The following is a 24,474-nucleotide window of genomic DNA, read 5'->3' on the forward strand; positions in this document are numbered from 1 at the left end:
GATCAGCCTCCTGCCGCGGGGGCGGGAGCGGCGGCCGGAGCCGGCGTGCCGGTCGATGCAGGCGTCCCGGTGGATCCGGGCGTCTTGGCATCCACGGGATGCGCCACGCCGGCCGCGTCGAGCGCGACCTCGATCGGGGTCACGGCTTGGCCGTCGCCGATCTTCTGCAGCCCGTCGACGATCAGCCGGTCGCCATCCGAAATGCCCGATTCGACCAGCCAGTCCGAGCCGACCGATTGCATGGTCTTCAGCACCCGGGTCTCGACCTTGCCGTCCTTCGACACGAACATCGCCGTCGCGTCGCCCTTGGCGTTGCGGTTGACGGCGCGCTGCGGCACCAGGAAGGCGCCCTCGTCATTGCCGAGATCGACAATGGCACGGACATACATGCCCGGCAGCAGCATGCGCGTCGGGTTTTCGAAGCTGGCGCGCATCGAGAAGGTGCCGGTGGTCTCGTTGACGGTCGCTTCGGCGGATCGCAGTTCGCCGGTCTTGTCGTAGACGAGCGTGTCGTTGAGCTTGAGCTGCACCCTGGGCGGGCCATCGCCGCGCTTCAGCCGTCCGCTGTCCATCAGGCTGCGGATGCGCAGCAGATTGGTGCTGGAATCGGTCAGGTCGACATTGATCGGGTCGATCTCGCGGATGGTGGCGAGCGCCGTCGCCTGATTGGCGGTCACCAGCGCGCCCTCGGTCACGGTCGAGGTGCTGATCAGGCCGGAAATCGGCGCCAGCACCTTGGTGTAGTCGAGGTTGATCTGGGCGGAAGCGAGCGCCGCCTCGGCGGCCGCGACATCGGCCTTGGCCTGGGCCAGCGTCGCCTTGGCATCGTCGAGGCTCTGCGCCGTCACCGTATTCACGCCGACCAGCTGGTTGTAGCGGTCGACCTTGGCCTGCGCGCTCGGCACGGCGGCCTGCGCCTTTTCCAGCGACGCGGCGGCCGCGTCATAGGCGGCCTGATAGGGGCGCGGATCGATCTGGTAGAGCAGATCGCCGGCCTTGACCTGGCCGCCCTCGGTGAACACCCGCTTCTGGATCAGCCCATCGACCTGCGGCCGGATCTCCGACACCTTGGTGGCGCTGACGCGGCCGGGCAGCTCGATCGTGATCGGCACGTTCTGCGGCTTGAGCGTGACGACGCCGACCTCGACGGGCCCCGTCGGCGGCCCGCCTGGACCCGGCCCGGTCCCGGAAGACGGGCCGGAACAGGCCGCCAGGAAGAGAGCGCCGAACAGGCTCGCCAATGCGAGGGCCCTGGGTTTCATGCGAGATGCTCCGAAGATCGCCACGACCACTCTTGTCGAGTGATCCTATAGAGCCTCTCTTTTCACCTCGTCCGCCAGCCGCGCAACCGTTTTTGGGCGTCAAAACATTGCTGGTGTTTCGAAATATTGCTGCGAATTCTGCATTCGCACGCAAAGGTTAGCGCCTACCCCCCTCGCACGCGGCGCAGCGACGGCAAGCCGGCATTTTCAAGCCGGCCGGACGATGCCCTTCTTCAGGATGAGATTGCCATATTGCCGGGTCTCGCCGGTCTGGACGATGGCATAGCCGGCATTGGCCCGCTCATAGAAGGCGAAGCGCTCCAGCGAGTGGACCTTATGTTCCGGCTCGTGGCGCTGGACGATCGCCTCGAACTCATCGACGATCGGCTCGCGCCGGTCGGGATCGCCCACCACCTGCATGGAGATTGCGGCGACATCGTCATACTGGTCGAGCGGCAGCAGCGACAGGATGGCTTCGAGCACCTGCGGCGCCGTGGCGGCATCGATCCGGATCAGCTCCGGTCCGGCGCTGGTGGCCGGGTAGTTGGCGTCGACGATGGTGATCTCGTCGCCATGGCCCATGGCGCGCAACGTCCAGAGCAGATCCGGCGAGAGGATCGGCGAAAGTCCCTTGAGCATGTCGTGTCCTTTGGTTGGAGGAATGGGGGGGGGGGGAGCCGGGCTTGCACCAGTCCGGTCCGCTCCCGCCGATGAAGGCCGGAGCGGACCGGACCGAGCCCCTCCCCTCGGGTTCGGAAAAAGGTCGTTGTGCGATGGCGCAGGGTTAACGGAAGGCTAACAGCGGGAGACGGGTCAACGCCCCCTAGAAGGTCGCCCCGATCTGCCACGGCACGAATTCATTGTCGCCATAGCCGAGCAGTTCCGACTTGCTCTTGTCGCCGGAGGCGACCTGGAGGATCCGGTCGAAGATCTCCTGCCCCTTGGTCTCGAGCGACTTGCCGTCGAGCACGTCGCCGCCATTGATGTCCATGTCGTCGATCATCTTGGCGTAGATCTCGGAATTGGTGGCGATCTTGATCGACGGGGTCGGCTTGCAGCCATAGGCCGAGCCGCGCCCGGTGGTGAAGCAGAGGATGTTGGCGCCGCCCGCCACCTGGCCCGTCGCCGAAACCGGGTCGTAGCCCGGCGTATCCATGAAGACAAAGCCCTTCTCGGTCACCGGCTCGGCATAGCCATAGACAGCCGTGAGCGGCGAGGTGCCGCCCTTGGCGGCGGCGCCGAGCGACTTCTCGAGAATGGTCGTGAGGCCGCCCTGCTTGTTGCCGGGCGAGGGATTGTTGTTCATCTCCATGAGGTTACGCTCGGCGTAATCCTCCCACCAATGGATGATGTCGACCAGCTTCTGGCCGACCTCGCGCGACACGGCGCGCCGGGTGAGCAGATGTTCGGCGCCGTAGATCTCCGGCGTCTCGGAGAGAATGGCGGTGCCGCCATGGCGCACGAGGATATCGGCGGCGACGCCCAGCGCCGGATTGGCGGTGATGCCGGAATAGCCGTCGGACCCGCCGCATTGTAGCGCCAGCATCAGTTCGCTCGCCGGCACCGTCTCGCGCTTCACCGCATTGACGATCGGCAGCATCGCCTTGACCGCTTCCACGCCGGCATCGACCGTCTTCTTGGTGCCGCCGACTTCCTGGATGGTCATGGTGCGGAAAGTCTCGCTCTCCTGGATGTTATAGGCATCCTTGAAGCGCGGAATCTGGAAGCCCTCGCAGCCGAGGCCGACCATGACGACGCCGCCCATGTTCGGGTTGGTGGCATAGCCCCAGGTCGTGCGCTTCAGCGTGTCGAAGATCACGCCGCGATAGTCGATCACGCAGCCATTGGCCTGCTTAAGTACGACGATCCCATCGATATTCGGATAATCGCTCAGGATGCCTGATCGTTCGATCTCGGTCGCGATGAAACCGGCAACCGTTGTCGAGCAGTTCACTGAGGTGAGGATGCCGACATAATTGCGCGTCCCGACCTTGCCGTTGGCGCGCCTGAACCCTTGAAAGGTCGCCTGGAATTCCTTCGGCACAAATTGCGTCGGCACCACCCCCTCGCTGAAGGCGTAGTCGCGCGCGAAGGCGCCATGCTCTTCGCCGATGCCGCAATTGTGCTCATGCACCCAGTCGCCGGCGGCGATGTCTGTCTTGGCGAAGCCGATGATCTGGCCGAATTTGCGGATCGGCTCGCCCGCGGCGATCGGCCGGATCGCGAATTTGTGCCCGCGCGGCACGCGCCGGAGGATGGTGACGCCCTGCGCCGTCGTCATGCCGACATCGAGATTGCCGAGCGCCACCGCGATGTTGTCCTCGCCATGGAGGAGAAGCGTGCGCGGCTGGGCCGGAAGGGGGGCTGCCTCGTTCATGGGTTCGTTCCTATCGCGGCCACACGGGCAGCCGCCGTTGCGCGGGCCTCAGGCTGAACGCCAGCCATCGCGGATGAGCGTGAAGCCGTCGCTGTAGACTTCGGTGGCGGCCGGGCGCCAGATCCGGGTCGCCGCCGCCAGCAGCGGCATCGACCGTCCGAACGCCTCGATGGTGATCCAGCCGTCATAATCGGCCTGCTTCAACGCCTTGAAGGTGCTGGCGAAATCGATGTGACCCTTGCCCGGCGTGCCGCGATCATTCTCCGAGACATGCACATGCGCCAGATGCGGCGCGATTGCAGCCACGGCGGCGATCGGGTCCTTCTCCTCGATATTGGCGTGGAAGGTGTCGTACATACCAGCAACGTTCGGGTGAGCGACGGCGGCGAGATAATCGTTCAGGTCGTGCATGGTGTTGACGAAATAGCATTCGAAGCGGTTGACCGCCTCCAGCACCAGCGTGATGCCCTTGGCGCGCGCCATATCGCCGGCATCGCGGTGGAAGGCGATGGCGCGCTCCCGTTCATCCGAGGTCGGCGCGTCGCCGGAGAAATGGCCGAGCGTCGAATGCAGCGGGCCGCCGACGACCCTGGCGCCCAATGCTGCCGAGCAATCGAGGATCCAGGCCATATGCCGGCGGGCACCCTGCTGCTGCGCGGCGTCGGCGCCGAGCGGGTTCATCTCGACGCCGGGGAACAGCGAAATCACCGTGCGCTCGAGACCCAGCCGGTCGAGTTCCCGGCCAAGTTCGGCATAGTGCTCGGGCGAGCCTTCGAAGATCGGGATCTCGACGCCGTCATAGCCGCAGCGTTTCAAATCCTCGAGGATCGGCCAATGTCGCGGTTCGACATGCGCCGTCCAGAGCAGGAGATTGAAGCCGATCTTCATCGAGAATGTCCTGGTTCGCATCCGGCAGGTCGGCCGGAAGGGAGCCGGCGGACCCGAGGGTCCACCGGCCGCAACGCATCAGTTGGTGGGCGGGACCGGCGGAGCTGCACCCTGCGGCAGCGGCTCTTCCAGCCACTTGGTCACCATTTCAGGCTTTGCATCCCAGGGAGCGGCATCGGCCAGATTGTCCTTGGTGATCACCTGGCTCGGCGCGTAGTAGAACTGGCCCGGCTTGACCGAACCGTCGATGACGCCGAGCAGCAGGCGCAGCGCATGGACCGAGGCGATCGAGGGCGGGTTGCTGCCGGTCAGGGTCATCTGGCCCTTCTCGATCAGTTCGACGCCATAGGGCGCGCCATTATTGCCGCCGATCAGGATCTGGCCGGTCTTGCCGGCACGCTCGATGGCGATCGCGACGCCGACGGCCATGTCGTCATTGGCGGCATAGATCGCCTTGACGTTGGGATGCGCCGCCAGGATCTGCGAAGCGGCGTCCATGGCCTTCTGACGATCCCAGTCGGCCGCGAGGTCGGCAACGCTGACCGCCTTGGAGCCGGACTTGGCGATGCCGTTCTTGAACGACTGCACGAAGGCTTCCGCGTCGCCGCGGCCGAGCTTGCCGGTGATGGTGGCGTATTCGCCCTCCGGCAGCAGCTTGCCGATCGCCTCGCCGACCGGTTCGCCGAACCGGTAGAGATCGATCTGCATGATGCCAGCCGAATCCGCCAGGATCGACGGGTCATAGCCGTACTGGAAGAAGATCGGCACGCCGGCCTTCTTGGCCTGGGCGATGGCGGCCTTTTCCGAGGAAAGCGACACAGCGTAGATCAGGATGCCGTCGACACCCTTAGTGATCGCGTCCTGGACGTTGGCGAGTTCCTGGGTCGGGTCGTTATTGGCGGAATAGGTGATCAGCTTGACGCCGAGTTTGTCGGCGGCGGCCTGCGCCGCGTTCATGCCATACTGATAATAGGGATCCGGACCGCCGCGCATGAAGGCGATGGTCTTCTCCGCTGCCTGCGACAGGCTCGGCGCCAGGATGGCGGTTCCCAGCGCCAGCACGGCGAGGGCTCTCCTCGTGATATTCATTGCTCGTCTCCTCCGTTGCAATGTCCCTGAAGCGGCGTGCCGGTTAGGCTTTCTTCTGCAGCAGGACCGCCGCCGTTATGATCAATCCCAGCACGGCGCTCTGGAAATTCGCGCCGACGCCGAGAAGGTTCATGCTGTTGCTCACCAGCCCGAGCAGCAGGACGCCGCCCAGCGTGCCGAGCACCGTTCCCCGCCCGCCGATCAGCGGGGTGCCGCCGATGACCACGGCCGCGATGGCGCGAAGCTCGTAGCCCGTGCCCATGCTGGGCAGGCCGGAATCGAGGACGCCGGTGAGGATGACGCCGGCGACGCCGACGAAGAGGCCGCTCAGCGCATAGAGCGCGATCTTGATGCGCCGCACGGGAATGCCGGAAAGCCGCGCCGCTTCCTCGTTGCCGCCGATCGCGAAGGCATAGCGGCCGAGCGTCGTGAAGCGCAGGATCAGGAACATGACGAGGATGGCGAGGAACATGGCGTAGACCGGCCATGGCACGCGCAGGAAATCGCCGAGGCCGAACACGTCGAACAGCGCGCCGGTGTCGTTGATCGGGCTGCCGCCCGACATCAGGATGGCGACGCCCTGCAGGAAAGTCATCGTGCCGAGCGTGATGATGAAGGGCGTCGCGCGGTTGGTGGCGACCAGCATGCCGTTGATGGCGCCGATCACCGTGCCGGCCACCACGCCGGCGAGGATACCGAGCGCGACCGAGCCGGTGTGCATGATGGTGAGCGCCGTGGCGAGGCCGGCCACCGAAAGCGCCGCGCCGACCGAAAGATCCAGCCCGCCGGCGATCAGCAGGATGGTCTGGCCCGAGGCGACGATGCCGAGCGCCGACACCTGGAACAGGATGTTCAGCAGGTTGTTCACGGACAGAAAGCGCGGATTGCCGATCGCGGTCACCACCACGATGAGCAGGAGCACGATCAACAATGTGTAGCGGCCGAGATCCTGTCCACGGAGCGCGCCGAGCTTTCGGGGGACCGGCTTGGCAGCCGTTGCGGCGGGAGAAGACATCAGTTCACGCTCCGGGTGCTTTGGGTCTGGATGGCGGAGAGCAGGCGCTCGGGATCGAGCCGATCCGGCGACAGGGCCTGCTCGATGCGGCCATTCCGAAGGACGAGAATTCGATCGGCGAGCGCGATCAGCTCTTCGAGGTCCGTCGACACGAAGACGATGGTGGCGCCCTTGTTGGCGAGACTGCGCAGATGGTCGTGGATCTGCCGCTGCGACTCGACATCGACGCCCTGGGTCGGCTCCTCGAGCACGAAGAGCTGGCCATCGGCGAAGATGGCGCGGCCGAGCAGCGCCTTGCGCTGGTTGCCGCCGCTCAGGAAGCGGACCTCGCGGCTCGGCGCGCGCGGATTAAGGTCAAGCCGTTCCGACATGTCGGTCGCGACGCCGGCCTCCTGGCCGAGCTTCAGCCAGCCCAGCTTCGACAGCCGCCGGAGCGCCGCGAGCGAGATGTTCTTGGCGATCGACAGGCTCATCACCAGCCCACGCCCGCGCATGTCCTCCGGGATGAACAGCACGCCGCGGGCGATCGCCTCGCGCACGGCGCGGGGCGCATAGGGTTGGCCGCCGAGCGACATGCTGCCCGCGACATGGCGATGGTCGAGCCCGCCGATCACGGCGGCGAGCGCATTGGCGCCACCGCCGATCAGCCCGGTCAGGCCGACGATTTCGCCCTTGGCAACCTCGAGCGAGACATTGTCGAGACCGCCCGCGCTGGAAACCCCGTCCATCACCAGGAACGGTTCCGTCTTGGGCCGTTCGCTTCGATGCGTCTCGACCGCGTCCAGCGTCCGCCCGACGATCATAGAGATCAGCCCGTCCTTGTCGGCGCTCCGGCCCTCGACCAGCGCCACCTTGCGGCCGTTGCGCAGCACGGTGATGCGGTCCGAGATCGCCAGCACTTCGTCGAGGTGGTGCGACACATAGACGACCGCCATGCCCTGTCTGGCGAGGTCGCGGATCAACCGGAACAGGAACTCGGCCTGCGCCTTGTTGAGCGCCGCCGTCGGCTCGTCGAGCAGCAGCACATGCGCCTTTTCGCGCACCGCCTTGGCGATCGCCACCTGCTGCCGATCGGCAATATCGAGATCGCCGAGCCGCTGGTTGACGGGCAGATCGAGCCCGAGCCGGGCCAGCAGCTCGGTCGCCCGGGTCGCCATCGCCTTGTCATCGAGGATGCCGAACGCTTTGCGCGGCTCGGCGCCGAGGAAAATGTTGGCGGCGACCGAGAGATCGAGATGCAGTTCCGGGTTCTGGTAGACGATGGCGATGCCGGCCGCGCGCCCCTCGGCCGGATTGAGCGCCTTGAAGGCGGTGCCGCCGACGATGATCTCGCCGCTGTCGGGCGGCTGCGCGCCCGACAGGATCTTCATGAAGGTCGACTTACCGGCGCCGTTCTTGCCGACCAGGCCATGCACCTCGCCGCGCGCAACCTCGAAATCGACGTCATCCAGCGCGCGCTGACCCAGAAAGCTCTTGGTCACGCCCTGTACCTGGATCGCGAGCGGTGAAACGGGGGTCATGGCCGTGGTGCCGCTCAGCCCTGGACCGCTTCCCAGCGGCCCGACTTCGCCGAGGCCAGCACGGCGTCGGTGACGTAGTCGGTGCGGAGCGCCTCGCGGAAGGTCGGCGCCGCCGGCGTGCCGGAGGCGAGGCCGGCAAGGAAATCGGCGGCCTGATGGATGAAGCTGTGCTCGTAACCGATCTGCAGGCCCGGCACCCACCACTGGCTCATATAGGGATGGTCGCCATCGGTGATGTGGATCGAACGCCAGCCGCGCAGATGCCCCTCGTCGCTGTAATCGAAGTAGGACAGCCGGTGCAGGTCGTGCAGGTCCCAGGCAATCGAACCCTTCTCGCCATTGATCTCGAGCGTGTAGAGCGCCTTGTGGCCGCGGGCGTAGCGGGTCGCCTCGAAGGTCGCGAGCGAGCCGTTATGGAAACGGGCGAGGAAAGCGCTGGCGTCGTCGATCTTGACCTCTTCGACCTTCCCGCTGACCGCATGCGAGCGCTGCTTGACGAAGGTCTCCGTCGCCGCCGTCACGCTGTCGATGCCGCCGTTCAGCCAGATCGCGGTATCGATGCAATGCGCGAGCAGGTCGCCGGTAACGCCGCTGCCGGCGACGCTGGCATCCAGCCGCCAGGTGCCCATGCCGCCCTGCGGCACGTCGGCCGAGATCGTCCAGTCCTGCAGGAATTTGGCGCGGTAATGGAAGATCCGGCCGAGCCGGCCCTCGTCGATCATCTGCTTGGCGAGCGTCACCGCCGGCACGCGGCGATAATTGTACCAGACCATGTTGGCGACGCCGGCCGCCTCGACGGCCTCGACCATCTTTTCAGCCTCGGCAGCGTTGCGGCCGAGCGGCTTCTCGCACATCACCATCTTGCCGGCCTGCGCCGCCGCGATGGCGATCTCGGCATGGGTATCATTGGGGCTGGCGATATCGATCAGGTCGATATCGTCGCGCTCGACCAGCCTGCGCCAGTCGCTCTCGGAGCTCTCATAGCCCCAGTTCCCGGCGAAATCGGCCGCGCCCTTGGCGTTGCGCGTGGCGATCGCCTTCAGCACGGGCTCGTATTCGCTGTTGAAGAACTGACCGACCTGGCGGAAGGCGTTGGAGTGGGTGCGGCCCATGAAGCCGGCGCCGACCAGACCGATGTTCAGCTTTTTCTTGGTCATTTGTGAGGGTTCCTGAAGCCGTTATTCGCGCCAGCCATGGGCGTCGCGCACCTTGATCATCGCGCCCAGAACGTCGTTCCAGGTCTGCTGCGCCGTCATTACGGAATTGGGGAACATGCAGCCGTCCCAGGCGATGTGGCGCATCTTCTTGGTCAGGTTTCCCTGGTCGTCGCGCAGCCAGTAGCCGGCATGCTTGGTGACATCGAGCTTGCCGTTCGGGTCGGTGACCTGGACGTGGCGGCCGGTTTTCTCGTGGTCGCCGGAGCCGAACACGGTGCCGTCATTCTGGGCGACGTGGAAATCATAGGTCCAGGGGCGCAGCGCGTCGGCGACTTGTCTGTAGGCCGCGTCGAGGACGGAGCGGTCCTGCCAGTCATAGCCCTCGGGAAGCAAGCGATCCTGCTCGGCGTTGTAGCCCAGAGTGAACAGCATCGAATGCGCCATGTCGGCCTGGTAACCGACGACGCCCGGCATGTTAACCGCTTCGAGCAGGCGGACATTCTCGCGCCAGGACTGCATGCCGCCCCAGCAGATCTCACCCTCGGCGACGAGGAATTCGCCATGATCCTGCGCCGCCTTGCCGGCTTCGCGGAACGTCTCGGCGATGATCTTGGTGTTGCCGACGGGATCCTTGTCCCAATCGCCGACGCCGGTCGAGGAATCGATCCGTATGCCGCCGGTCGGACGGATGCCCAGCTCGCGCATCTGCTCGCCGATCGCGGCCGCCTTGCGGACCTGCGAGACGAAGCGCTTGCGCTCCTCGGCCGAGCCCATCGCCGAACCGCCGCCGGCGCCCGCCCAGATCGGCGCCACGAACGAACCAACCTTCAGGCCATAGCCCGCAATGTGGTCGACCATGCGCTTGACCTGATCCTTGTCGCTGTCGATCGACAGGTGCGGATCGGCCAGCCAGAGATCGATGCCGTCGAACTTCTGTCCATCGACTTCCGCCTTGGCGGTCAGCTCCAGCAGCGTGTCCAGCGGAATGACGGGCTCGCCGCCCTCGCCGCCCTTGCCGACGACGCCCGGCCACGCGGCGTTGTGCAGCTTCGGATAGTTGTTCGGATCCGCCATGTGCTCTTCCTCCCTATCGGACCCGCCCTCTCGGCGGCGATGGTCCACCTGCATGCGGGGGAGGAACGCGGTCGCCATGCAGGCGCATCTCTCCGCCGGCGGTCCTATCGGACTCCGTTCAGATTGCGCCACGCCGCGAGGGTCTCCTCCCCTGCGCGCCCCGACCGCTACCTCTATTGGCCGGAACGCAACGGCACTCTCTGTTATATTAGTGTAACGTGTCAAGCGGGCTTCAACGCATGGTTGGACACCTTGGGCAAGATTGAATTCCTGAGTTTTGTTGTCCGGTTTTTTCTGTCATATCGTTGATAACGATCGGCTTCTGACCGCTCCCACGCATCGGCGCGGATCCTTCGGCTCACCGCGCTTCGAAGCAGCTGCGCTTGCGGTGGGGCGGGCCAGTAATATAACAGTAAAGCGGCACGGGTCGTGGGGGCGCGGAAGAGCTGCCGTCCGGCCCGGCGGGTGGCACCAGGTTCGGATTGGCTGCCATCGGCGAATTAGGGAGAGGATCCAAGCGGGTGGCCGAAGCGGCATTACTGCAATTGCAGCTGGTCAACCTGGACCGCAAATCGCCGCTGCGCGACCAGATCTATCAGGTCGTGCGCACGCTGATCATCATCGGGCAATTGCGGCCCGGCCAGTCCGTCAACGAGGTCGAGATCGCCGAACAGCTGGGCGTATCGCGCACGCCGGTGCGCGAAGCGGTGAAGCGGCTGAGCGACGAGGGCCTGATCAACGTCTATGCCCAGACCGGCACCTTCGTTGCCGCGCTCTCGCGCGACGCGATCGAGGAAGCCTATGTGATCCGCAACGCGCTCGAGGTCGAGAGCGTGCGGAGGGCGGCGGCGAAGATCAGTCCGTTCCATCTCGAGGAGCTGGAAGACATTGTCGGCCAGCACCAGACCGCGATCGGGCGCAAGCGCTACACCGACGCCATCCGGCTCGATGACCAGTTCCACCGCTATATCGCGGAGATCAACAATCTCTCGATGCTGTGGCGCGCCGTCGATATCTCGAAGGCGCAGATGGACCGCGGACGCTATCTGGCGCTGCCGAAGCCGGGCTTGGGCGAGACGACGATTGCCCAGCACCAGGCAATCCTGACGGCGCTCGCCGCGCGCGATGCACAGCAGGCCATGGAGGCGATGCGGGTGCATCTCGACACCTCGCTGCGCAACACGCTGAGCCTGCTCGGCGACATGCTGGATCCGCCGGAAGGCTAGCGCGCACGAACGAAGCGGACGCGGGGCTCCCCCATCGGAAGAGCCCCTTCGCCTTAGAGCACCACGACCTTCGAGCCGTCGGGAACCCGGCCATAGAGGTCGATCACGTCCTGGTTCATCATCCGGATGCAGCCCGAAGAGACGGCCTCGCCGATCGACCAGGGTTGGTTGGTGCCGTGGATGCGATAGAGCGTGTCCTTCCCGCCCTGGAACAGATAGAGCGCGCGGGCGCCGAGCGGATTTTCCGGCCCGCCTTCCATGCCGCCTGCCCATTGCTGGTTGATCTCCGGCGAACGGGCGATCATGTCCTGCGTCGGGGTCCAGCGGGGCCACTGGCGCTTGTACTGGACATTGGCGGTGCCGGAGAACTCCAGCCCTGCCTTGCCGACGCCGACGCCATAGCGCATCGCCTTGCCGCCTTCCTGGACCAGGTAGAGATAGCGGTCATGCGGGTCGACGATGATGGTGCCCGGCGGCTGGTCGGTCGAATAGTCGACCTGCGTGCGGATGTTGCGCTGCTTCAACTTGTCGAGCGGGACGGCCGGAACCGGGAATTTCTCCGTCTCGATCGCCGCGTAATGGCGCGCCACCTGCGGATCGACCGCGGGCGTCAGCGGGGCGGAGAAATCGCGTCCGGTCGAGGCGCAGGCGGCGAGCGCCAGCGGCAGCAGGACGGCGAACGTCATCCGCCGTAAGAGGGGGGGAAGGCTTAAGGACATGCTTGGGGGGTTCCGTAGTGGTCACGAAGAAGAGGGGATGGGAGGGGCGGGATCAGTTGGCAGCCTGCCGCCGGCGCGCTTCGGCGACCGCTTCCTTGAAGCCGTCATAGTCGAGCGTCGAGGCCCGGAAGGGGCCGATCAGATAGGTCGGCGTGCCGCTCATGCCGAGACCGTCGGCCTGGGCGAGGTTGCGCTGCATCAGCGCCGAGATCTTCGATCCATGCGCGGTCAAATCCGCCTGCAGCCGCTTCATGTCGACGCCGGAAGCCTGAATCGCCTCCAGCATCGTGTCGCCGGTGACGCCCCGGCCTGAAATGCCCATCAGCGCGTGATGCGCCGTCTCGTACTTGCCCTGGTAGTTGGCCGCCAGCGCGAACTGCGCGCCCTGAACGGAGGATTCGGTCAGGATCGGCCAGTCCTTGTAGACCAGGCGGATCTTGCCATCCTCCTTGACGACGCGCGCCAGGTCGGCCGCCGACGTCTTGCAGTAGGGGCAGTTGTAATCGAAGAAGGCTACGATGGTGACGTCGCCCTTGGGGTTACCGCCGGTCGGCGCCTCGGGATCGTTCAAGACCGCGTTGACATCGACGCCCTTGGCGATGGCCGGCATGCCGTCAAGAACGAGCGCCGAGGAGGCAAGAAGGCTCGCGGCGGTTCCGAGGAAAAAGCGGCGGTTCATGAAGGGCTCCATTCTGGAAAACTGCTGTCCTTGGGCGCTTGGCTGCCGGGAGAGACGGCGCGCTCAAGCCGCTGGGCAAAGTCGTTGGCGGCGATCGCCCCGATCATGCGGGATCCGGCCAGTTCCGAGCCGGTGGCGCTGAGCAGGAACATCGTCGGCGGCCCGACGACGCCGAAGCGCTGCATGAGCTGGCGGCTGTCTTCGCTGTTCCGGGTCACATCGGCCTTGATGAAAGTGACGCCGGAAAGCGGGGCTGCAAGACCGGGCTCCGCCAGAACGCGGTCGTTCGATTTGCAGACGGTGCACCAGTCTGCGGTAAACGAGACGAGAATGGGGCGCCCCTCGGCCCTAGCCGCCGACAAGGCCTGATCCAGCGCCGCTTCCGAGCGAACGGTCAGCGCCTGTGGCACAACGGCCACAACAGGCCCCGCCCCGGCGAGGAAAGCGAGCGGGCGCAGCGGATCCGTGCCGCCGCCGGCAAAGCCGACGATCATCGTCGCGCCATAGATGGCAAGCGCCAGCCCGGCGGACTTCTCCAGCCGACGGATCCAGCCTGTCGCAGCCGTCAGGCCGTCAAAGGCACCGAGGAACACGGCGGCGCCCAGCGCCCCGGCGCCCCAGACCGGCAGCGCAAATTCTTCCGGCAGCGCCCGCAGCAGCAGGGCGGCGGCGAGCCCGAGAAAGAAGATTCCGAAGGCCTGCTTGACCCGCACCAGCCAGGGGCCGGATTTCGGAAGCACCCGGCTGCCGAAGGTGCCGAAGACGATCAGCGGCAATCCCATGCCAAGGCCGAGCGCGAACAGCGCGGCCGCGCCGCGCAGGCCGTCGCCCGTCTGCGCCACATAGAGAAGGGCAGCCGCCAGCGGCGGCGTCACACAGGGCCCGACGATCAGGGCAGAGCCGAAGCCGAGACCGGCGGCGCCCGCGACCGATCCGGCCCGCGCCCCGGTACGCCCGGCGATCCATCCGGCCCAGCGCGCCGGCACCTGCAGCTCGAACAGACCGAACATCGACAGAGCGAGCGCAACGAACACCGCCGCCATCAGGCCGAGCGCCCAAGGGGCTTGCAGCACCACCTGCAGGTTCTGACCGGACCAGGCGGCGGCGAGGCCGAGGACGGCATAGGCCAACGCCATGGCGCCGACATAGGCGCTCGAAAGCACGAAGCCGCGCCGGGCGGATAGCTGTTCGCCGGCCCGCGCCAGCATGCCGGACAGGATCGGGATCATCGGGAAGACGCATGGCGTCAGCGACAGGAGCAGGCCAAATCCGAGGAAGCTCACCAGCGTCAGCGCCAGGCTGCCGGCCATCAGCGAGCTTGCCGGCGGCGTTTCTAGGCCAGTCTCGGGCGGAGCGGCAGGCGCGACGGCAGCGGCCGACGCGGTTTGCGTACCAAAGCCAAGCCCCGTCTCGACATCCGTCAGCGCCAGTGTCGCGAGATCGACCGCCTTGGTGACCGGCGGATAGCAGATGCTGTCCTCGGCGCAGCCCTGATAGGTGACCCGCACTTGCCCGCTCGGCAGGGAGGCAGCCTCAAGGGGGATGGAGACGCGATCGCGATAGATCTCGCTCGGGCCGAAATTCGGGTCATCCTTGGTTTCGCCGGGCGGCGCGGTGATGGCGATCGGCTTGTCGCCACCGGCGATCGAGATCCTGTCGCGATAGAGATAGTACCCGGCCTCGATCTGCCATTCGAGCCGCAGCGGCCCGCCGGCATCGCGATGCGCGGCAAGACGAAACGCGGCATCCGCCGGCAAGGGCGTCTGCGCCCTCGCAACGGTGCCCAGCAGCGTGACGAAAACGCCAAGCGCCAGGATCATGCGATAGAGGAAGAACTTGCCCGACATTGCGACTCCGTGCGGGATGGAGGCGCACCATCGGATGAGCACCTTAAGCCAGCCTTAAGTCTCGCGGAGAATAGAGAGCGAAAGCAGAGGATCCCCGCATGCGCGTTCTCGTCGTCGAAGACGATCCAGTCCTGTCGGACGGCCTGAAGGTCGGCCTGGCGCTCGGCCTCGTCACGGTCGATTGCGTGGCGAGCTGCGCCGATGCGCGCGCGGCGCTCGCCACCGCGCAGTTCGACGCCGTCGTGCTCGACCTCATGCTGCCGGACGGTTCCGGCCTCGACGTGCTGCGGGACATGCGCCGGGCGGGCGATGATACGCCTGTGCTCCTGCTCACGGCGCAGGACGAGACCCCCGACCGCATCCGGGGTCTAGACAGCGGCGCCGACGACTATATCGGCAAGCCCTTCGATCTCGACGAATTGGCCGCGCGGGTTCGTGCAGCGGCACGGCGGCATGCCGGACGCGCCGCGCCTTTGATGCAAACCGGCTCGATCTCGCTCGATCCCTCGACGCTCTCCGTCACGGTCGCCGGCGAGCCGATTTCCCTGTCCCGGCGCGAATTCTCGGTGCTGGCGGCGCTGATGGAGCGGCCGGGCACGATCCGCTCGCGGGGCGAGATCGAGGAACGGCTCTATGGCTGGCAGGAGGAAGTCGACAGCAACGCGGTCGAGGTCCACATCCACAATCTGCGCAACAAGATCGGCCGCACCGCGATCGAGACCGTGCGCGGGCTCGGCTATCGCATGGGGTCGACGCCATGACCTCGCTGCGGCGCCGGCTGTTCTTCATCCTGGTGGCGGCGACCGGCCTGATCTGGCTGAGCGCCGGCGCCTGGATCTATATCGGCAGCCGCTCGGAACTCGAGCATGTGCTCGACACCCGGCTCCAGGAAGCGGCGAAGATGGTGCATTCGCTCGTCGACGCCCACACCATGCCGGCCTCGGCCGATGCCCTGAATGCCGCGCTGCCGGCGGAAGTACCCGGCTATGAGCGCCAGCTCTCCTGCCAGATCTGGTCGCTGGACGGCCAACTGGTCGCCCGATCGAGCGGCGCGCCCGCCGCCCGGCTCGCCGAGAACGTCGATGGCTATTCGGACCGGATCGTCGATGGCGAACCCTGGCGGGTCTACACGATCCAGGACCCGGTCAAGCGCGTGCGCGTCATGGTCGGCGACCGCATCGGCCTGCGCCACAAGCTGGTCAACGATTTGATCGTCGGCCTGCTGGCGCCGGCGCTGCTGGTGCTACCGCTGTTCGGGCTTCTGACCTGGGCGAGCCTCGGGCGCGGCCTGCGGCCGCTTCGCAGCATGGCGACGGAACTGCAGGGTCGGGATGCCGAGGACATGCGGCCTCTCGACGCGAGCCGGCTGCCCGCCGAGGTGCAGCCGCTCGCCCACGCGCTCAACGCGCTGTTCGACAAGGTCGAAGCGGCCCGCCGGCATGAGCGCGAGATCACGGCCTTCGCAGCGCATGAACTGCGCACGCCGCTCGCCGGGCTCAAGACGCAGGCCCAGGTGGCGCGGGCCGCCGCCGATCCGGCGGTGCGGGATCGCGCCCTGTCGCAGATCCTCGTCTCCGTCGACCGGACGACCCGGCTCGTCCGCCAGCTGCTGGTGCTGACCCGGCTGGAAGCCGAGGCCGCTCCCCCGCGTGAGGGTGCCCACAAGGCCAGCGACCTGCTGGCGGAAATCGTCTCGACCGCGCCACCGCTCGCCGCCAATGTCCAGGTCGAGATCGATCCGGCGCTGGCGAGGCTGGCCTTGCCCGGCGCGCGCGACACCTGGATGCTGGCCCTGCGCAACGTGCATGAGAACGCCATCCACCACATGCCGGAGGGCGGCCTCGTCCGCTGGTGCGCGACACCGGACGGGCGGGGCGTGATGGCCGTCGACCAGGGCCCGGGCATTCCCGAGGAGGAACTGGCCCTGGTGACCCAGCGCTTCTATCGCGGCCGCCACAAGAGCACGTCGGGAACCGGCCTCGGCCTCACCATCGTCGCCATCGCCGCGCGCCGGCTCGGCGTCGAACTGGTGCTGAGCAACCGGCAGGACCGGAGCGGCCTGCAGGCCGCCTTCGTCCTGCCGCGCGCGTGAGACGGGCCACAGCAGGGAACCATCGCGGCAAAACGGACCCGGCGCCCTTGATCTTCGGCGCCGGGCTTTGCATGGAAGCATCGGCGAGGCACGAGCGGCAGCGATGTTCACCCTTCTGAAATCCGAAACCTTCCGGCAGGAAATCAAGAAGAGCCGCTTGCTCGCGGTGGCGGGCCCCGTATCCGACGAGGCGGACGCGAAGGCGTTCATCGCGGCGAATTCCGACCCGGCGGCGAACCATAATTGCTGGGCCTGGAAGATCGGGCAGCAGTACCGCTTCAGCGACGATGGCGAACCGAGCAGCACGGCCGGCAAGCCGATCCTGCAGGCGATCGAGGGGCAGTCTCTCGACGGCGTCGCCGTCGTGGTGACGCGCTGGTTCGGCGGCATCCTGCTCGGCGGGGGCGGATTGATCCGCGCCTATGGCGGGACGGCGGCGGCGTGCCTGCGCGCGGCGGAGAAGCAGCCGCTGGTCGTGACGCAGGAAGCGACGATCCTGTGCGGCTTCGGCGACCTGGCGCTGCTGCAGGCCCGGCTGGCGGCATGGCCCACCACCCGCGTGACGTCGCAGAGCTTCACCGATACGGGCGGCGAACTCGTTGTCGCCATCCAGCAGGACGATGTCGAGGCCGTGCGGCAGCTGGTCGCCGACCTCACCAGCGGCCGTGCCGCGATGCGTCTCGCCGACTAGATCGGACGCTCTTCCGTCAGCGCGCGGAAAGCTTCATACCCCTGCCGTTCAGGGATGCAGCACGACCTGACGTAAACTTCAGCAACGAACGCACGCTAGGATCTGCTCTCATCGGCCTTCTTGAGCGTAATGTATTGGTGGCGGTCTTGCGGCATCCTCCCCCGCGACGGCCCAAACATTTACGCAAAAGGAGACTGACGATGACTTCCCTTCGCATGACCCACGAACCCATCGCCTTCGCCAACCCGAACGCCGGCTCGGCAATCCAGACGGCGGCGGAAGCCGCCCGGGCGATCCACGATATCGGCTATGACAACCTTCATCTCGATATCGACACGGTGAACGCAACCTGCTGGTGCTACATGGAGCCGGTGGGCAAGCCTTCCTACACGCATGAGCTGATGGGCGACATCAGCCGTATGCAGAAGGCGATCACCCAGACCTTCTCCAACCTCGCCGGCCCGGAAGCGGCCCCCTTCGGCTGGTTCGTCATGGCCTCGGGTGTGCCGGGCATCTACAATCTGGGCGGCGATCTCGGCCATTTCGCCCAGCGCATCCGCAGCCGCGACCTGAAGGCGATGCGCCATTATGGCCATGTCGCCGTCGAAGCCATCCACCGCAACGCCGTGGCGTTCGACGCCCCGGTGGTGACGATGGCTCTGGTCCAGGGCGACGCGCTGGGCGGCGGTTTCGAGCATGCCCTTTCCTTCGACCTGATCGTGGCCGAACGCAGCGCCAAGATGGGCCTGCCGGAAATCCTGTTCAACATGTTCCCCGGCATGGGCGCCTACAGCTTCCTGTCGCGGCGCATGTCGCGGGACAAGGCGGAAGCGCTGATCCTGTCGGGCCGCATCCACACCGCCGAGGAACTGTATGAGATGGGCGTGGTGGATGTGCTCGCCGAGGACGGCCAGGGCCAGGCCGCGGTGCTCGACTACATCGCGCGCCACAACCGCAAGCACAACGCCCATCACGCCCTGTACCGGGCCCGTCGGCGCGTCAATCCCGTCACGCTCTCCGAGCTGATCGACGTGGTCGACATCTGGGCGGAAGCGGCGCTGAACCTGACCGAGGCCGACCTGCGCAAGATGGATCGGCTCTGCTCGGCCCAGAACCGCCGTCTCGCAAGCCTGCAGCCAGACATGCCCGTTCTCGTGGCTGCCGAATAAGGCCCGATTGGCGATGCGCCCGCGGGCGCATCGCCAGCCGCCCATCGGCTATCCCAGACCCGCCTCGCGCGCCGAATAGGCGCGCATGGCCTTTTGCGTGCGCCTGAGTTCGGCCTTGGCCTGCCGGGTGAACTCCGCCGCGCCCGCCCGCAATTCGTCGCCGCGCAGGTTGCGCCAGGGCGCACAGATGGCGCCGAGCGCCAACGCTCCCATATTGGCCGAACTGCTCTGCAGCGCATGATCGTCGCTGCGGAACGCTTCGAGATCGCCCCGGCTGGCGCTCTTGATCAGCCTTTCCAGCATGATCTCGGCATCCGCCAGATAATCCTCCATCAACTCGACCACGAATTCCGCATTGCCGAGCCGCTGCAGGCGCTCGACAGCCCGATCGTCGAGGCTGGGCAGGACGGCGTTGCGAACCAGGGTAAGCCGGGGTTCGGAACGCGCGGACTTGTCCGGCTCGTCACTCGTGATCCGGTCAATGGCGGCCAGCAGCGCCGAGGGCTCGACCGGCTTGATCAGGCAGTCATCCATGCCGGCATCGCGCCAGCGGCTGTCGTTCATCGCGGTCGCATCGGCGGTCAGGCCGACAATGGGCAACCGCCGGTCGCCGGTCGCCATGACCCGGTAGAGCTTGGTCGCTTCCAGCCCGTCCGTGTCGGGCATGTTGAAGTCCATCAGCACGATGTCGATCTGATCCGCTTTTTCCTCCAGCAGGTCGAGCGCCTGGTCGCCGGTCTCGGCCAGCAGGACGGAGTGACCGGCCGCCTCGAGGATGCGCGAGAAGACGCGCTGGTTGATGCGGTTGTCGTCCGCCAGAAGAATGCGGCGCGGACGGCTCGGCCGGATCGGGCGCGGCGTCGCGGCGACGACTTCCGCCGGCGCCGGCGCGTTCAGCCGGCTGGCGACCGTCAGCGCGCGGCGCAGTTCCGTCGGCGTCGGACGCTCCGACAGCAGGCTCGAGCAACGCTGCCGGGTCGCCAGCGGCGGCAGTCCCGGCGGCACCCAGGGCTGGATCAGCACGCCCTTCGAGGACCCCATCGCGCCGGTATAGGGCAAGGGCAGATTCTTGCTGTCCGGCTCGAACAGCAGCCGGATGGCGTTGGACGCTTCGGGCGGAAACATCCTTGCCGGACCTTGGCGCGGATCGGCGAGGATCGGGGTCACGCCAAGCGCGGAAAGTGTGCCGATCAGGTCGCTGAGGGGCGTCGCGTCGCGGCAGACCAGCACCACGCCGCGCTCGCGCCACGGCTCCTCCGCCGAGAGCCCCTCGTCCACCGGCGTCGCCACGACGATGTCGAAGCGGAAGGTGCTCCCCTCGCCCAGGGCGCTTTCGACCGAGATCGACCCGCCCAGCAATTCCACCAGCCGCCGTGCGATCGCCAGGCCGAGGCCTGTGCCGCCGAACCGGTTCATGATGCTGGCATTGGCCTGGGTGAAATCCTCGAAGATCCGATCCTGGTCCTTCGGCGCGATGCCGATGCCGGTATCGGTGACCTCCATGATCAGCCGGAAACGGCCATCTTCCTCAGGCTGGCCGTCGACCGCGATCGTCACGCCGCCCTCGCGGGTGAACTTCACGGCGTTGCCGACCAGATTGACCAGGATCTCGTGCAAATGCTGGCGGCTGCCGAACAGCCGCAGCGGCGTACGCGGCGTGACGTAGATGTCGAAGGTCAGGTCGCGTTCGCGCACCTGGGCCTCGACAAGCCGGCGCGCATCGACCAGCAGCGCGATCAGGTCGATCTCGCCATTCGATACCGGCATGCGGCCGGCCTCGATGCGCGACAGGTCGAGCAGGCTGTTGATCAGCGACTGCAGCGAGCGGCTCGCGACATCGACGGTCTCGACCATGTCGCGCTGCTCGGCGACGAGCGGGCTGGCCCGCAGCAGCCCCGTCATGCCGACAATGGCGGTGAGCGGGGTGCGCAGTTCATGGCTGACGCTGGCCAGGAACAGGCTTTTCGCCTGGCTCGCCTCCTCGGCCGCCTGGGTCGCCTGCGACAGCTTGCGGATCAGCGTGCCGGCATAGGCCGGCAGGATGACCAGCCCGGCCAGCAGGCCGGCCGAAAGATGCCAGCGCTGCGCCCAGAACGGGGTGGTTAGAACCACGACGCCGAAACAAAGGGTCGCAACAGGGATGGCGGTCGCGAGCGCGGACAGGCCGAAGCGGAAGCCATTGCCGAAGATGACCCAGAGATAGATCGGAAAGAACAGCGCCGCGACTTCTCCGCCCAGATGCAGCTGCCAGGAGAGGAAGCCGCAATCCATCACCAGCGCGAAGAAGCGCCGCGCGCGCGACACGCCGGGATAAAGCAGGATGTGGCACAGCACGCCCAAGGCGAGCGGGATGTAGAGCGCCATGACATCGAGCGCATAGCCGATGTCGTCGCTGCTGCGATTCACCAGCAGGACGATGACGATGATGGTAGCGAAGACGAGCCGGTTGTAGCTCATCTCATGTTCGCTGTCGGGCCGGTCCCGCAGCCGCGCAGCCATCCAGCGAAGGGGTGCGGTGAGCGCCTGAACGAGTCTATCCGGCGCGCGCATGCTCATTCTCCGTCGCCCCGTGCGAGGGTTCGGAGCCCGCCTGGCCATGCTGCATCACCCAGGCGACGAAAGCATCGGCCGGAATCGGTCCGCTGAAATGGTATCCCTGTACTTCGTCGCATCCCTCGAGCCGCAAAAGCTGCAACTGAGGTTCGGTCTCCACGCCTTCGGCGAGCACCTGCAGATGCAGGATATGCCCGAGATCGATGATGGTCCGCACGATGGCGAGCGCGCTCGGATCGCTGCCCAGATCCTGGACGAAGGACCGGTCGATCTTCAGCCGGTGCAGCGGAAAGCTGCGCAGATAGCTCAGCGACGAATAGCCCGTGCCGAAATCATCGACGGAGAGCGTGACGCCGAGCGACCGCAGCACATGCATCTGCTTGACGATATGCTCGTCATGGCCGAGCAGGATGCCTTCCGTCAGCTCCAGCTCCAGCAGGGTCGGTCGCATGCCGCTTGAGCGCAGCGCATCCTTGACCAGGGTTTCCACGCCCTGGCGGCGGAACTGGATCGGCGACATGTTGACAGCGATGCGCAGATCGCCGAGCCCGTCCGCTTCCCAGACCGCCCCCTGGCGGCAGGCCTCGTTCAGCACCCACTCATTGATCGGTAGGATGAGGCCGGTTTCCTCGGCAAGACCGAGGAAGGAGCCGGGCGCCAGCAGCCCGCGCTCGGGATGCTGCCAGCGCAGCAGCGCTTCGGCGCCGACGACCTTGCCGCTGCGGAGGTCGATCTGCGGCTGGTAAAACAGGACGAATTCCCGGCGCGACAGCGCACCGCGCAGTTCCGTCTCGAGATGGGCCGTCTGGCTGGCGCGCGGCCGCATGTCAGCCGCGAAGAACCGCCAGGTGTCGCCGCCCAGCGACTTGGCCAGATACATGGCCTGATCCGAATTTTTCAGCAGTTCGTCCGGATCGGTCCCGTCCAGCGGCGCGAGGGTGACGCCGATGCTGGCGCCGATATTGAGTGCGAGCGGGCTGTCCTCCTTGCTGTTGAGCAGGTCGAGGATCGACTGGGCCAGCCGGCCGGCGTCCTCCGGCCCGTCAATGTCGGGCTGCAGGATGGCGAATTCGTCGCCGCCGAGGCGGGCGACCGTGTGCCCCTCATCCACCAGCGCGCAAAGCGCCTCCGCGACCCTCTGCAGCAGCTCGTCGCCACGGTGATGGCCATGCGCGTCATTGACCGCCTTGAAGCGGTCCAGGTCGATGAAATGCAGGGCGAAGTTCTGGTCGCCGCGCCGGCCGCGCGCGAGCTCGCGCCGCAATCGGTCGCGCAGCATCAGCCGGTTGGGCAATCCGGTCAGCGAATCGTGATTGGCGATGTGCAACAGTCGCCGCTCGGCATGGCGCTGTTCGGTGATGTCGATCGATGTCGAGAGCACACTCGCGATCTCGCCGGAACTGTCATATAGCGGCGCCTTGCTGGTCAGGTAGATGCGCGGCTCGCCGTCGGGCGCCAGCACTTCCTCCTGGCGCGGGGAGATGGCGCGCCCCGTCTTCAGCACGAGCTGGTCGAGTCGGCGGCTGATATGAGCCCGCTCCTCGCCCAAAAGCGCCTCGATCGGCTTGCCCACCAGTTCGCCCGGCGCCTTGCCGAAAAAAGCCGCCTGATGCGCGTTGACGAAGACGCAGCGGCCGTCGCGGTCCGTGGCGTTGATCATCGCCGGCACGGTATCGATAACCTGGGCCAGCGCCTCGCGGCTTTCGCGCAGCAGCCGCTCCTTGGCGTGCAGGCTGATCTCCAGCAAATCGGCCCGCTTCGAGATCAGGAGCTGCTGGGCCCGGAGCTTGAGGAGATTCTTGGCCCGGGCGAGGAATTCGACATGGTCGACCGGGCTGAGGAGAAAATCCGTCGCCCCCGCCTCCAGCGCCTCGACCCGGAACTGCTGGTCGCTATAGGCGGTGATGACGATGATCGGCACATCCCAGTTGCGCACATCGGCGCGGACGGCGGCGGTCAGCTCGGCGCCCGACATGGTCGGCATCTTGTAATCGGTGATGATCAGATCGGCGGTATTCTCCGCCAGCCATTCGAGAGCCTTTCGCGGGTTCCCGAATGTGCGGATATCCAGCTCGGTCTCCAGCTGACGCGCCAGCTTCGAATAGATGCGCTGATTGGTCGAGCTATCGTCGACGATGAGGATCTTGGGCATCAGTGCTGGCGCCATGGACACACAAAAGGCCTCTTGCGATAGCGTTGGCACGCTGAACTGGGATGACCGTATAGCATTGAAAGTTGCTTGCGAGCGGCCGGAGGGCGTCGGATCGAGCGTGATTTATGTGTTTACGCTCACCCACGGACAAGTGGTAGCGCTGGCGGGACCATCCGACCAGTTTTCATTGCTTTGCCGCCCCCGCGAACGAGCCCATGACGTGTCCGGGCCAAACCACGCCCAAAACATGTGGACAAGCCTCAGGCGGCGAGAGCGTTCCAGCCGAAAGGCGCTCTACGCTCGCCATTTGAGCGGGCACCCGCGCCGATCCCATCGCCATCGCATGAAGGAAAACCCATGACGGAGACTGCCTGGCACGCCGATCCCTTGGTGTGGGGAACCGGCCCGCGCCGGTTCGAGGTCTTTCTCGAACCCACCTGCCCCTATTCGGTTAGGGCCTTCAACAAGCTCGACCGGCTTCTTGCCGAAGCCGGCGAAGACCGGATCACCATTGCCATCCGCCTGCAGTCGCAGCCCTGGCATCTCTATTCCGGCGTGGTCATCCGCTGCATCCTGGCGGCGTCTACGCTACCGGGCGGCAAGGAAACGGCGAAGAAGGTCATGGCCGCCGTCGCCGCGCATCGCGAGGAATTCGAATTCACGCATCATGCCGGCGGGCCCAACATGGACGTCACGCCGAAGCAGATCATCGAACGGCTGGAAGCCTATAGCGGGGTCGCGCTGCAGGAGGCGTTCGCCCTCCGCACGCTGGACCGCGAGATCAAGTGGCACTGCAAATATGCCCGCCAGAACGGCATCCACGTCTCGCCGACCTTCATGATCGACGGTCTGATCCAGCCCGACCTGAGCAGCGGCGACGAGGTATCGGCCTGGGTGTCGCGCCTGGTGCCGGCCTGATCCGGAATCCCGTCCCCGGCAGCGCTGGCGCCGCCGGGGACGGTCC

The 24,474-nt window shown here is 66.4% G+C and carries 20 protein-coding genes; 6 read left to right on the forward strand and 14 right to left on the reverse strand.

All coding sequences use genetic code 11. The features are described 5' to 3' along the window. Positions 1-2: 2 nt before the first annotated feature. The 9 genes from ABIE08_RS21410 to ABIE08_RS21450 form a co-directional block, all read right to left on the reverse strand. The gene (locus ABIE08_RS21410) at positions 3-1,262 is read right to left on the reverse strand and encodes an efflux RND transporter periplasmic adaptor subunit (protein WP_354553911.1); all 1,260 of its coding nucleotides are present in this window, start codon (positions 1,260-1,262) and stop codon (positions 3-5) included. 207 nt (positions 1,263-1,469) lie between these two features. After that, entirely contained in the window at positions 1,470-1,901 is a 432-nt protein-coding gene (locus tag ABIE08_RS21415) for an RbsD/FucU family protein (RefSeq protein WP_354553913.1), read from the reverse strand. Positions 1,902-2,085: 184 nt separating this feature from the next. Then, positions 2,086-3,639 (reverse strand): UxaA family hydrolase, encoded by a 1,554-nt coding sequence (locus ABIE08_RS21420; RefSeq protein ID WP_354553914.1) that lies wholly within the window; start codon positions 3,637-3,639, stop codon positions 2,086-2,088. A gap of 48 nt (positions 3,640-3,687) precedes the next feature. Next, complete coding sequence (locus ABIE08_RS21425) at positions 3,688-4,527, reverse strand: sugar phosphate isomerase/epimerase family protein (RefSeq protein ID WP_354553915.1); 840 nt, start codon at positions 4,525-4,527, stop codon at positions 3,688-3,690. Positions 4,528-4,605: 78 nt separating this feature from the next. Continuing rightward, the gene (locus tag ABIE08_RS21430; protein WP_354553917.1) at positions 4,606-5,616 is read right to left on the reverse strand and encodes a sugar ABC transporter substrate-binding protein; all 1,011 of its coding nucleotides are present in this window, start codon (positions 5,614-5,616) and stop codon (positions 4,606-4,608) included. 43 nt (positions 5,617-5,659) lie between these two features. Then, positions 5,660-6,631, reverse strand: a complete 972-nt coding sequence (locus tag ABIE08_RS21435; RefSeq protein WP_354553918.1) for an ABC transporter permease — start codon at positions 6,629-6,631, stop codon at positions 5,660-5,662. Continuing rightward, positions 6,631-8,151, reverse strand: coding sequence for a sugar ABC transporter ATP-binding protein (locus ABIE08_RS21440; protein WP_354553919.1), 1,521 nt, complete (start codon positions 8,149-8,151; stop codon positions 6,631-6,633). The genes ABIE08_RS21435 and ABIE08_RS21440 overlap by 1 nt, the downstream gene beginning before the upstream one ends. 14 nt (positions 8,152-8,165) lie before the next feature. After that, positions 8,166-9,308 carry a Gfo/Idh/MocA family protein gene (locus tag ABIE08_RS21445; protein WP_354553921.1) on the reverse strand — a complete coding sequence of 381 codons (1,143 nt, stop codon included), beginning with the start codon at positions 9,306-9,308 and terminating at the stop codon, positions 8,166-8,168. A 21-nt stretch (positions 9,309-9,329) separates the two neighbouring features. Next, the gene (locus ABIE08_RS21450; RefSeq protein WP_354553922.1) at positions 9,330-10,382 is read right to left on the reverse strand and encodes a TIM barrel protein; all 1,053 of its coding nucleotides are present in this window, start codon (positions 10,380-10,382) and stop codon (positions 9,330-9,332) included. A 539-nt stretch (positions 10,383-10,921) separates the two neighbouring features. Here ABIE08_RS21450 and ABIE08_RS21455 point away from each other — a divergent pair. Further along, a complete protein-coding gene (locus ABIE08_RS21455) occupies positions 10,922-11,608 on the forward strand; it encodes a GntR family transcriptional regulator (RefSeq protein WP_436409597.1) in 687 nt (228 codons plus the stop codon). A 53-nt stretch (positions 11,609-11,661) separates the two neighbouring features. Here ABIE08_RS21455 and ABIE08_RS21460 read toward each other — a convergent pair whose 3' ends face one another. The 3 genes from ABIE08_RS21460 to dsbD are packed head-to-tail and all read right to left on the reverse strand — an operon-like array spanning position 11,662 to position 14,853. Continuing rightward, a complete protein-coding gene (locus ABIE08_RS21460) occupies positions 11,662-12,327 on the reverse strand; it encodes a L,D-transpeptidase (protein ID WP_354553925.1) in 666 nt (221 codons plus the stop codon). A 52-nt stretch (positions 12,328-12,379) separates the two neighbouring features. Further along, on the reverse strand, positions 12,380-13,006 hold the full coding sequence (locus ABIE08_RS21465) for a DsbA family protein (RefSeq protein WP_354553926.1): 627 nt from the start codon (positions 13,004-13,006) through the stop codon (positions 12,380-12,382). Further along, positions 13,003-14,853, reverse strand: a complete 1,851-nt coding sequence (dsbD, locus tag ABIE08_RS21470) for a protein-disulfide reductase DsbD (protein ID WP_354553927.1) — start codon at positions 14,851-14,853, stop codon at positions 13,003-13,005. Before dsbD ends, ABIE08_RS21465 begins: the two co-directional genes overlap by 4 nt. 98 nt (positions 14,854-14,951) lie before the next feature. Between dsbD and ABIE08_RS21475 the strand changes: the two genes are divergently transcribed. From ABIE08_RS21475 to ABIE08_RS21490, 4 genes are all read left to right on the forward strand, one after another. Then, entirely contained in the window at positions 14,952-15,614 is a 663-nt protein-coding gene (locus tag ABIE08_RS21475) for a response regulator transcription factor (RefSeq protein WP_354553929.1), read from the forward strand. Continuing rightward, positions 15,611-16,945 (forward strand): sensor histidine kinase N-terminal domain-containing protein, encoded by a 1,335-nt coding sequence (locus tag ABIE08_RS21480; RefSeq protein ID WP_354553930.1) that lies wholly within the window; start codon positions 15,611-15,613, stop codon positions 16,943-16,945. The genes ABIE08_RS21475 and ABIE08_RS21480 overlap by 4 nt, the downstream gene beginning before the upstream one ends. Positions 16,946-17,048: 103 nt before the next feature. Beyond that, positions 17,049-17,636 (forward strand): IMPACT family protein, encoded by a 588-nt coding sequence (locus ABIE08_RS21485; RefSeq protein WP_354553931.1) that lies wholly within the window; start codon positions 17,049-17,051, stop codon positions 17,634-17,636. Positions 17,637-17,836: 200 nt separating this feature from the next. Further along, a complete protein-coding gene (locus ABIE08_RS21490; RefSeq protein WP_354553933.1) occupies positions 17,837-18,805 on the forward strand; it encodes a crotonase/enoyl-CoA hydratase family protein in 969 nt (322 codons plus the stop codon). Between the two features lie 48 nt (positions 18,806-18,853). Here the strand turns inward: ABIE08_RS21490 and ABIE08_RS21495 are convergent, their stop codons facing one another. After that, entirely contained in the window at positions 18,854-21,355 is a 2,502-nt protein-coding gene (locus ABIE08_RS21495; RefSeq protein WP_354553934.1) for a sensor histidine kinase, read from the reverse strand. Continuing rightward, positions 21,339-23,510 carry a GGDEF/EAL domain-containing response regulator gene (locus ABIE08_RS21500; RefSeq protein ID WP_354553935.1) on the reverse strand — a complete coding sequence of 724 codons (2,172 nt, stop codon included), beginning with the start codon at positions 23,508-23,510 and terminating at the stop codon, positions 21,339-21,341. The genes ABIE08_RS21495 and ABIE08_RS21500 overlap by 17 nt, the downstream gene beginning before the upstream one ends. 357 nt (positions 23,511-23,867) lie before the next feature. Between ABIE08_RS21500 and ABIE08_RS21505 the strand changes: the two genes are divergently transcribed. Further along, a complete protein-coding gene (locus ABIE08_RS21505; RefSeq protein WP_354553937.1) occupies positions 23,868-24,428 on the forward strand; it encodes a DsbA family protein in 561 nt (186 codons plus the stop codon). The last annotated feature ends 46 nt before the right edge of the window (positions 24,429-24,474 follow it).

Source organism: Kaistia defluvii (genome assembly GCF_040548815.1).
In the GTDB taxonomy this organism is placed as follows: domain Bacteria; phylum Pseudomonadota; class Alphaproteobacteria; order Rhizobiales; family Kaistiaceae; genus Kaistia; species Kaistia defluvii_A.

Bases quoted from the DNA above. Each gene is read 5' to 3' on its own strand.
- ABIE08_RS21410 (WP_354553911.1), bottom strand. From the start codon at position 1,262: ATGAAACCCAGGGCCCTCGCATTGGCGAGCCTGTTCGGCGCTCTCTTC.
- ABIE08_RS21415 (WP_354553913.1), bottom strand. From the start codon at position 1,901: ATGCTCAAGGGACTTTCGCCGATCCTCTCGCCGGATCTGCTCTGGACG.
- ABIE08_RS21420 (WP_354553914.1), bottom strand. From the start codon at position 3,639: ATGAACGAGGCAGCCCCCCTTCCGGCCCAGCCGCGCACGCTTCTCCTC.
- ABIE08_RS21425 (WP_354553915.1), bottom strand. From the start codon at position 4,527: ATGAAGATCGGCTTCAATCTCCTGCTCTGGACGGCGCATGTCGAACCG.
- ABIE08_RS21430 (WP_354553917.1), bottom strand. From the start codon at position 5,616: ATGAATATCACGAGGAGAGCCCTCGCCGTGCTGGCGCTGGGAACCGCC.
- ABIE08_RS21435 (WP_354553918.1), bottom strand. From the start codon at position 6,631: ATGTCTTCTCCCGCCGCAACGGCTGCCAAGCCGGTCCCCCGAAAGCTC.
- ABIE08_RS21440 (WP_354553919.1), bottom strand. From the start codon at position 8,151: ATGACCCCCGTTTCACCGCTCGCGATCCAGGTACAGGGCGTGACCAAG.
- ABIE08_RS21445 (WP_354553921.1), bottom strand. From the start codon at position 9,308: ATGACCAAGAAAAAGCTGAACATCGGTCTGGTCGGCGCCGGCTTCATG.
- ABIE08_RS21450 (WP_354553922.1), bottom strand. From the start codon at position 10,382: ATGGCGGATCCGAACAACTATCCGAAGCTGCACAACGCCGCGTGGCCG.
- ABIE08_RS21460 (WP_354553925.1), bottom strand. From the start codon at position 12,327: ATGTCCTTAAGCCTTCCCCCCCTCTTACGGCGGATGACGTTCGCCGTC.
- ABIE08_RS21465 (WP_354553926.1), bottom strand. From the start codon at position 13,006: ATGAACCGCCGCTTTTTCCTCGGAACCGCCGCGAGCCTTCTTGCCTCC.
- dsbD (WP_354553927.1), bottom strand. From the start codon at position 14,853: ATGTCGGGCAAGTTCTTCCTCTATCGCATGATCCTGGCGCTTGGCGTT.
- ABIE08_RS21475 (WP_354553929.1), top strand. From the start codon at position 14,952: ATGCGCGTTCTCGTCGTCGAAGACGATCCAGTCCTGTCGGACGGCCTG.
- ABIE08_RS21480 (WP_354553930.1), top strand. From the start codon at position 15,611: ATGACCTCGCTGCGGCGCCGGCTGTTCTTCATCCTGGTGGCGGCGACC.
- ABIE08_RS21485 (WP_354553931.1), top strand. From the start codon at position 17,049: ATGTTCACCCTTCTGAAATCCGAAACCTTCCGGCAGGAAATCAAGAAG.
- ABIE08_RS21490 (WP_354553933.1), top strand. From the start codon at position 17,837: ATGACTTCCCTTCGCATGACCCACGAACCCATCGCCTTCGCCAACCCG.
- ABIE08_RS21495 (WP_354553934.1), bottom strand. From the start codon at position 21,355: ATGCGCGCGCCGGATAGACTCGTTCAGGCGCTCACCGCACCCCTTCGC.
- ABIE08_RS21500 (WP_354553935.1), bottom strand. From the start codon at position 23,510: ATGCCCAAGATCCTCATCGTCGACGATAGCTCGACCAATCAGCGCATC.
- ABIE08_RS21505 (WP_354553937.1), top strand. From the start codon at position 23,868: ATGACGGAGACTGCCTGGCACGCCGATCCCTTGGTGTGGGGAACCGGC.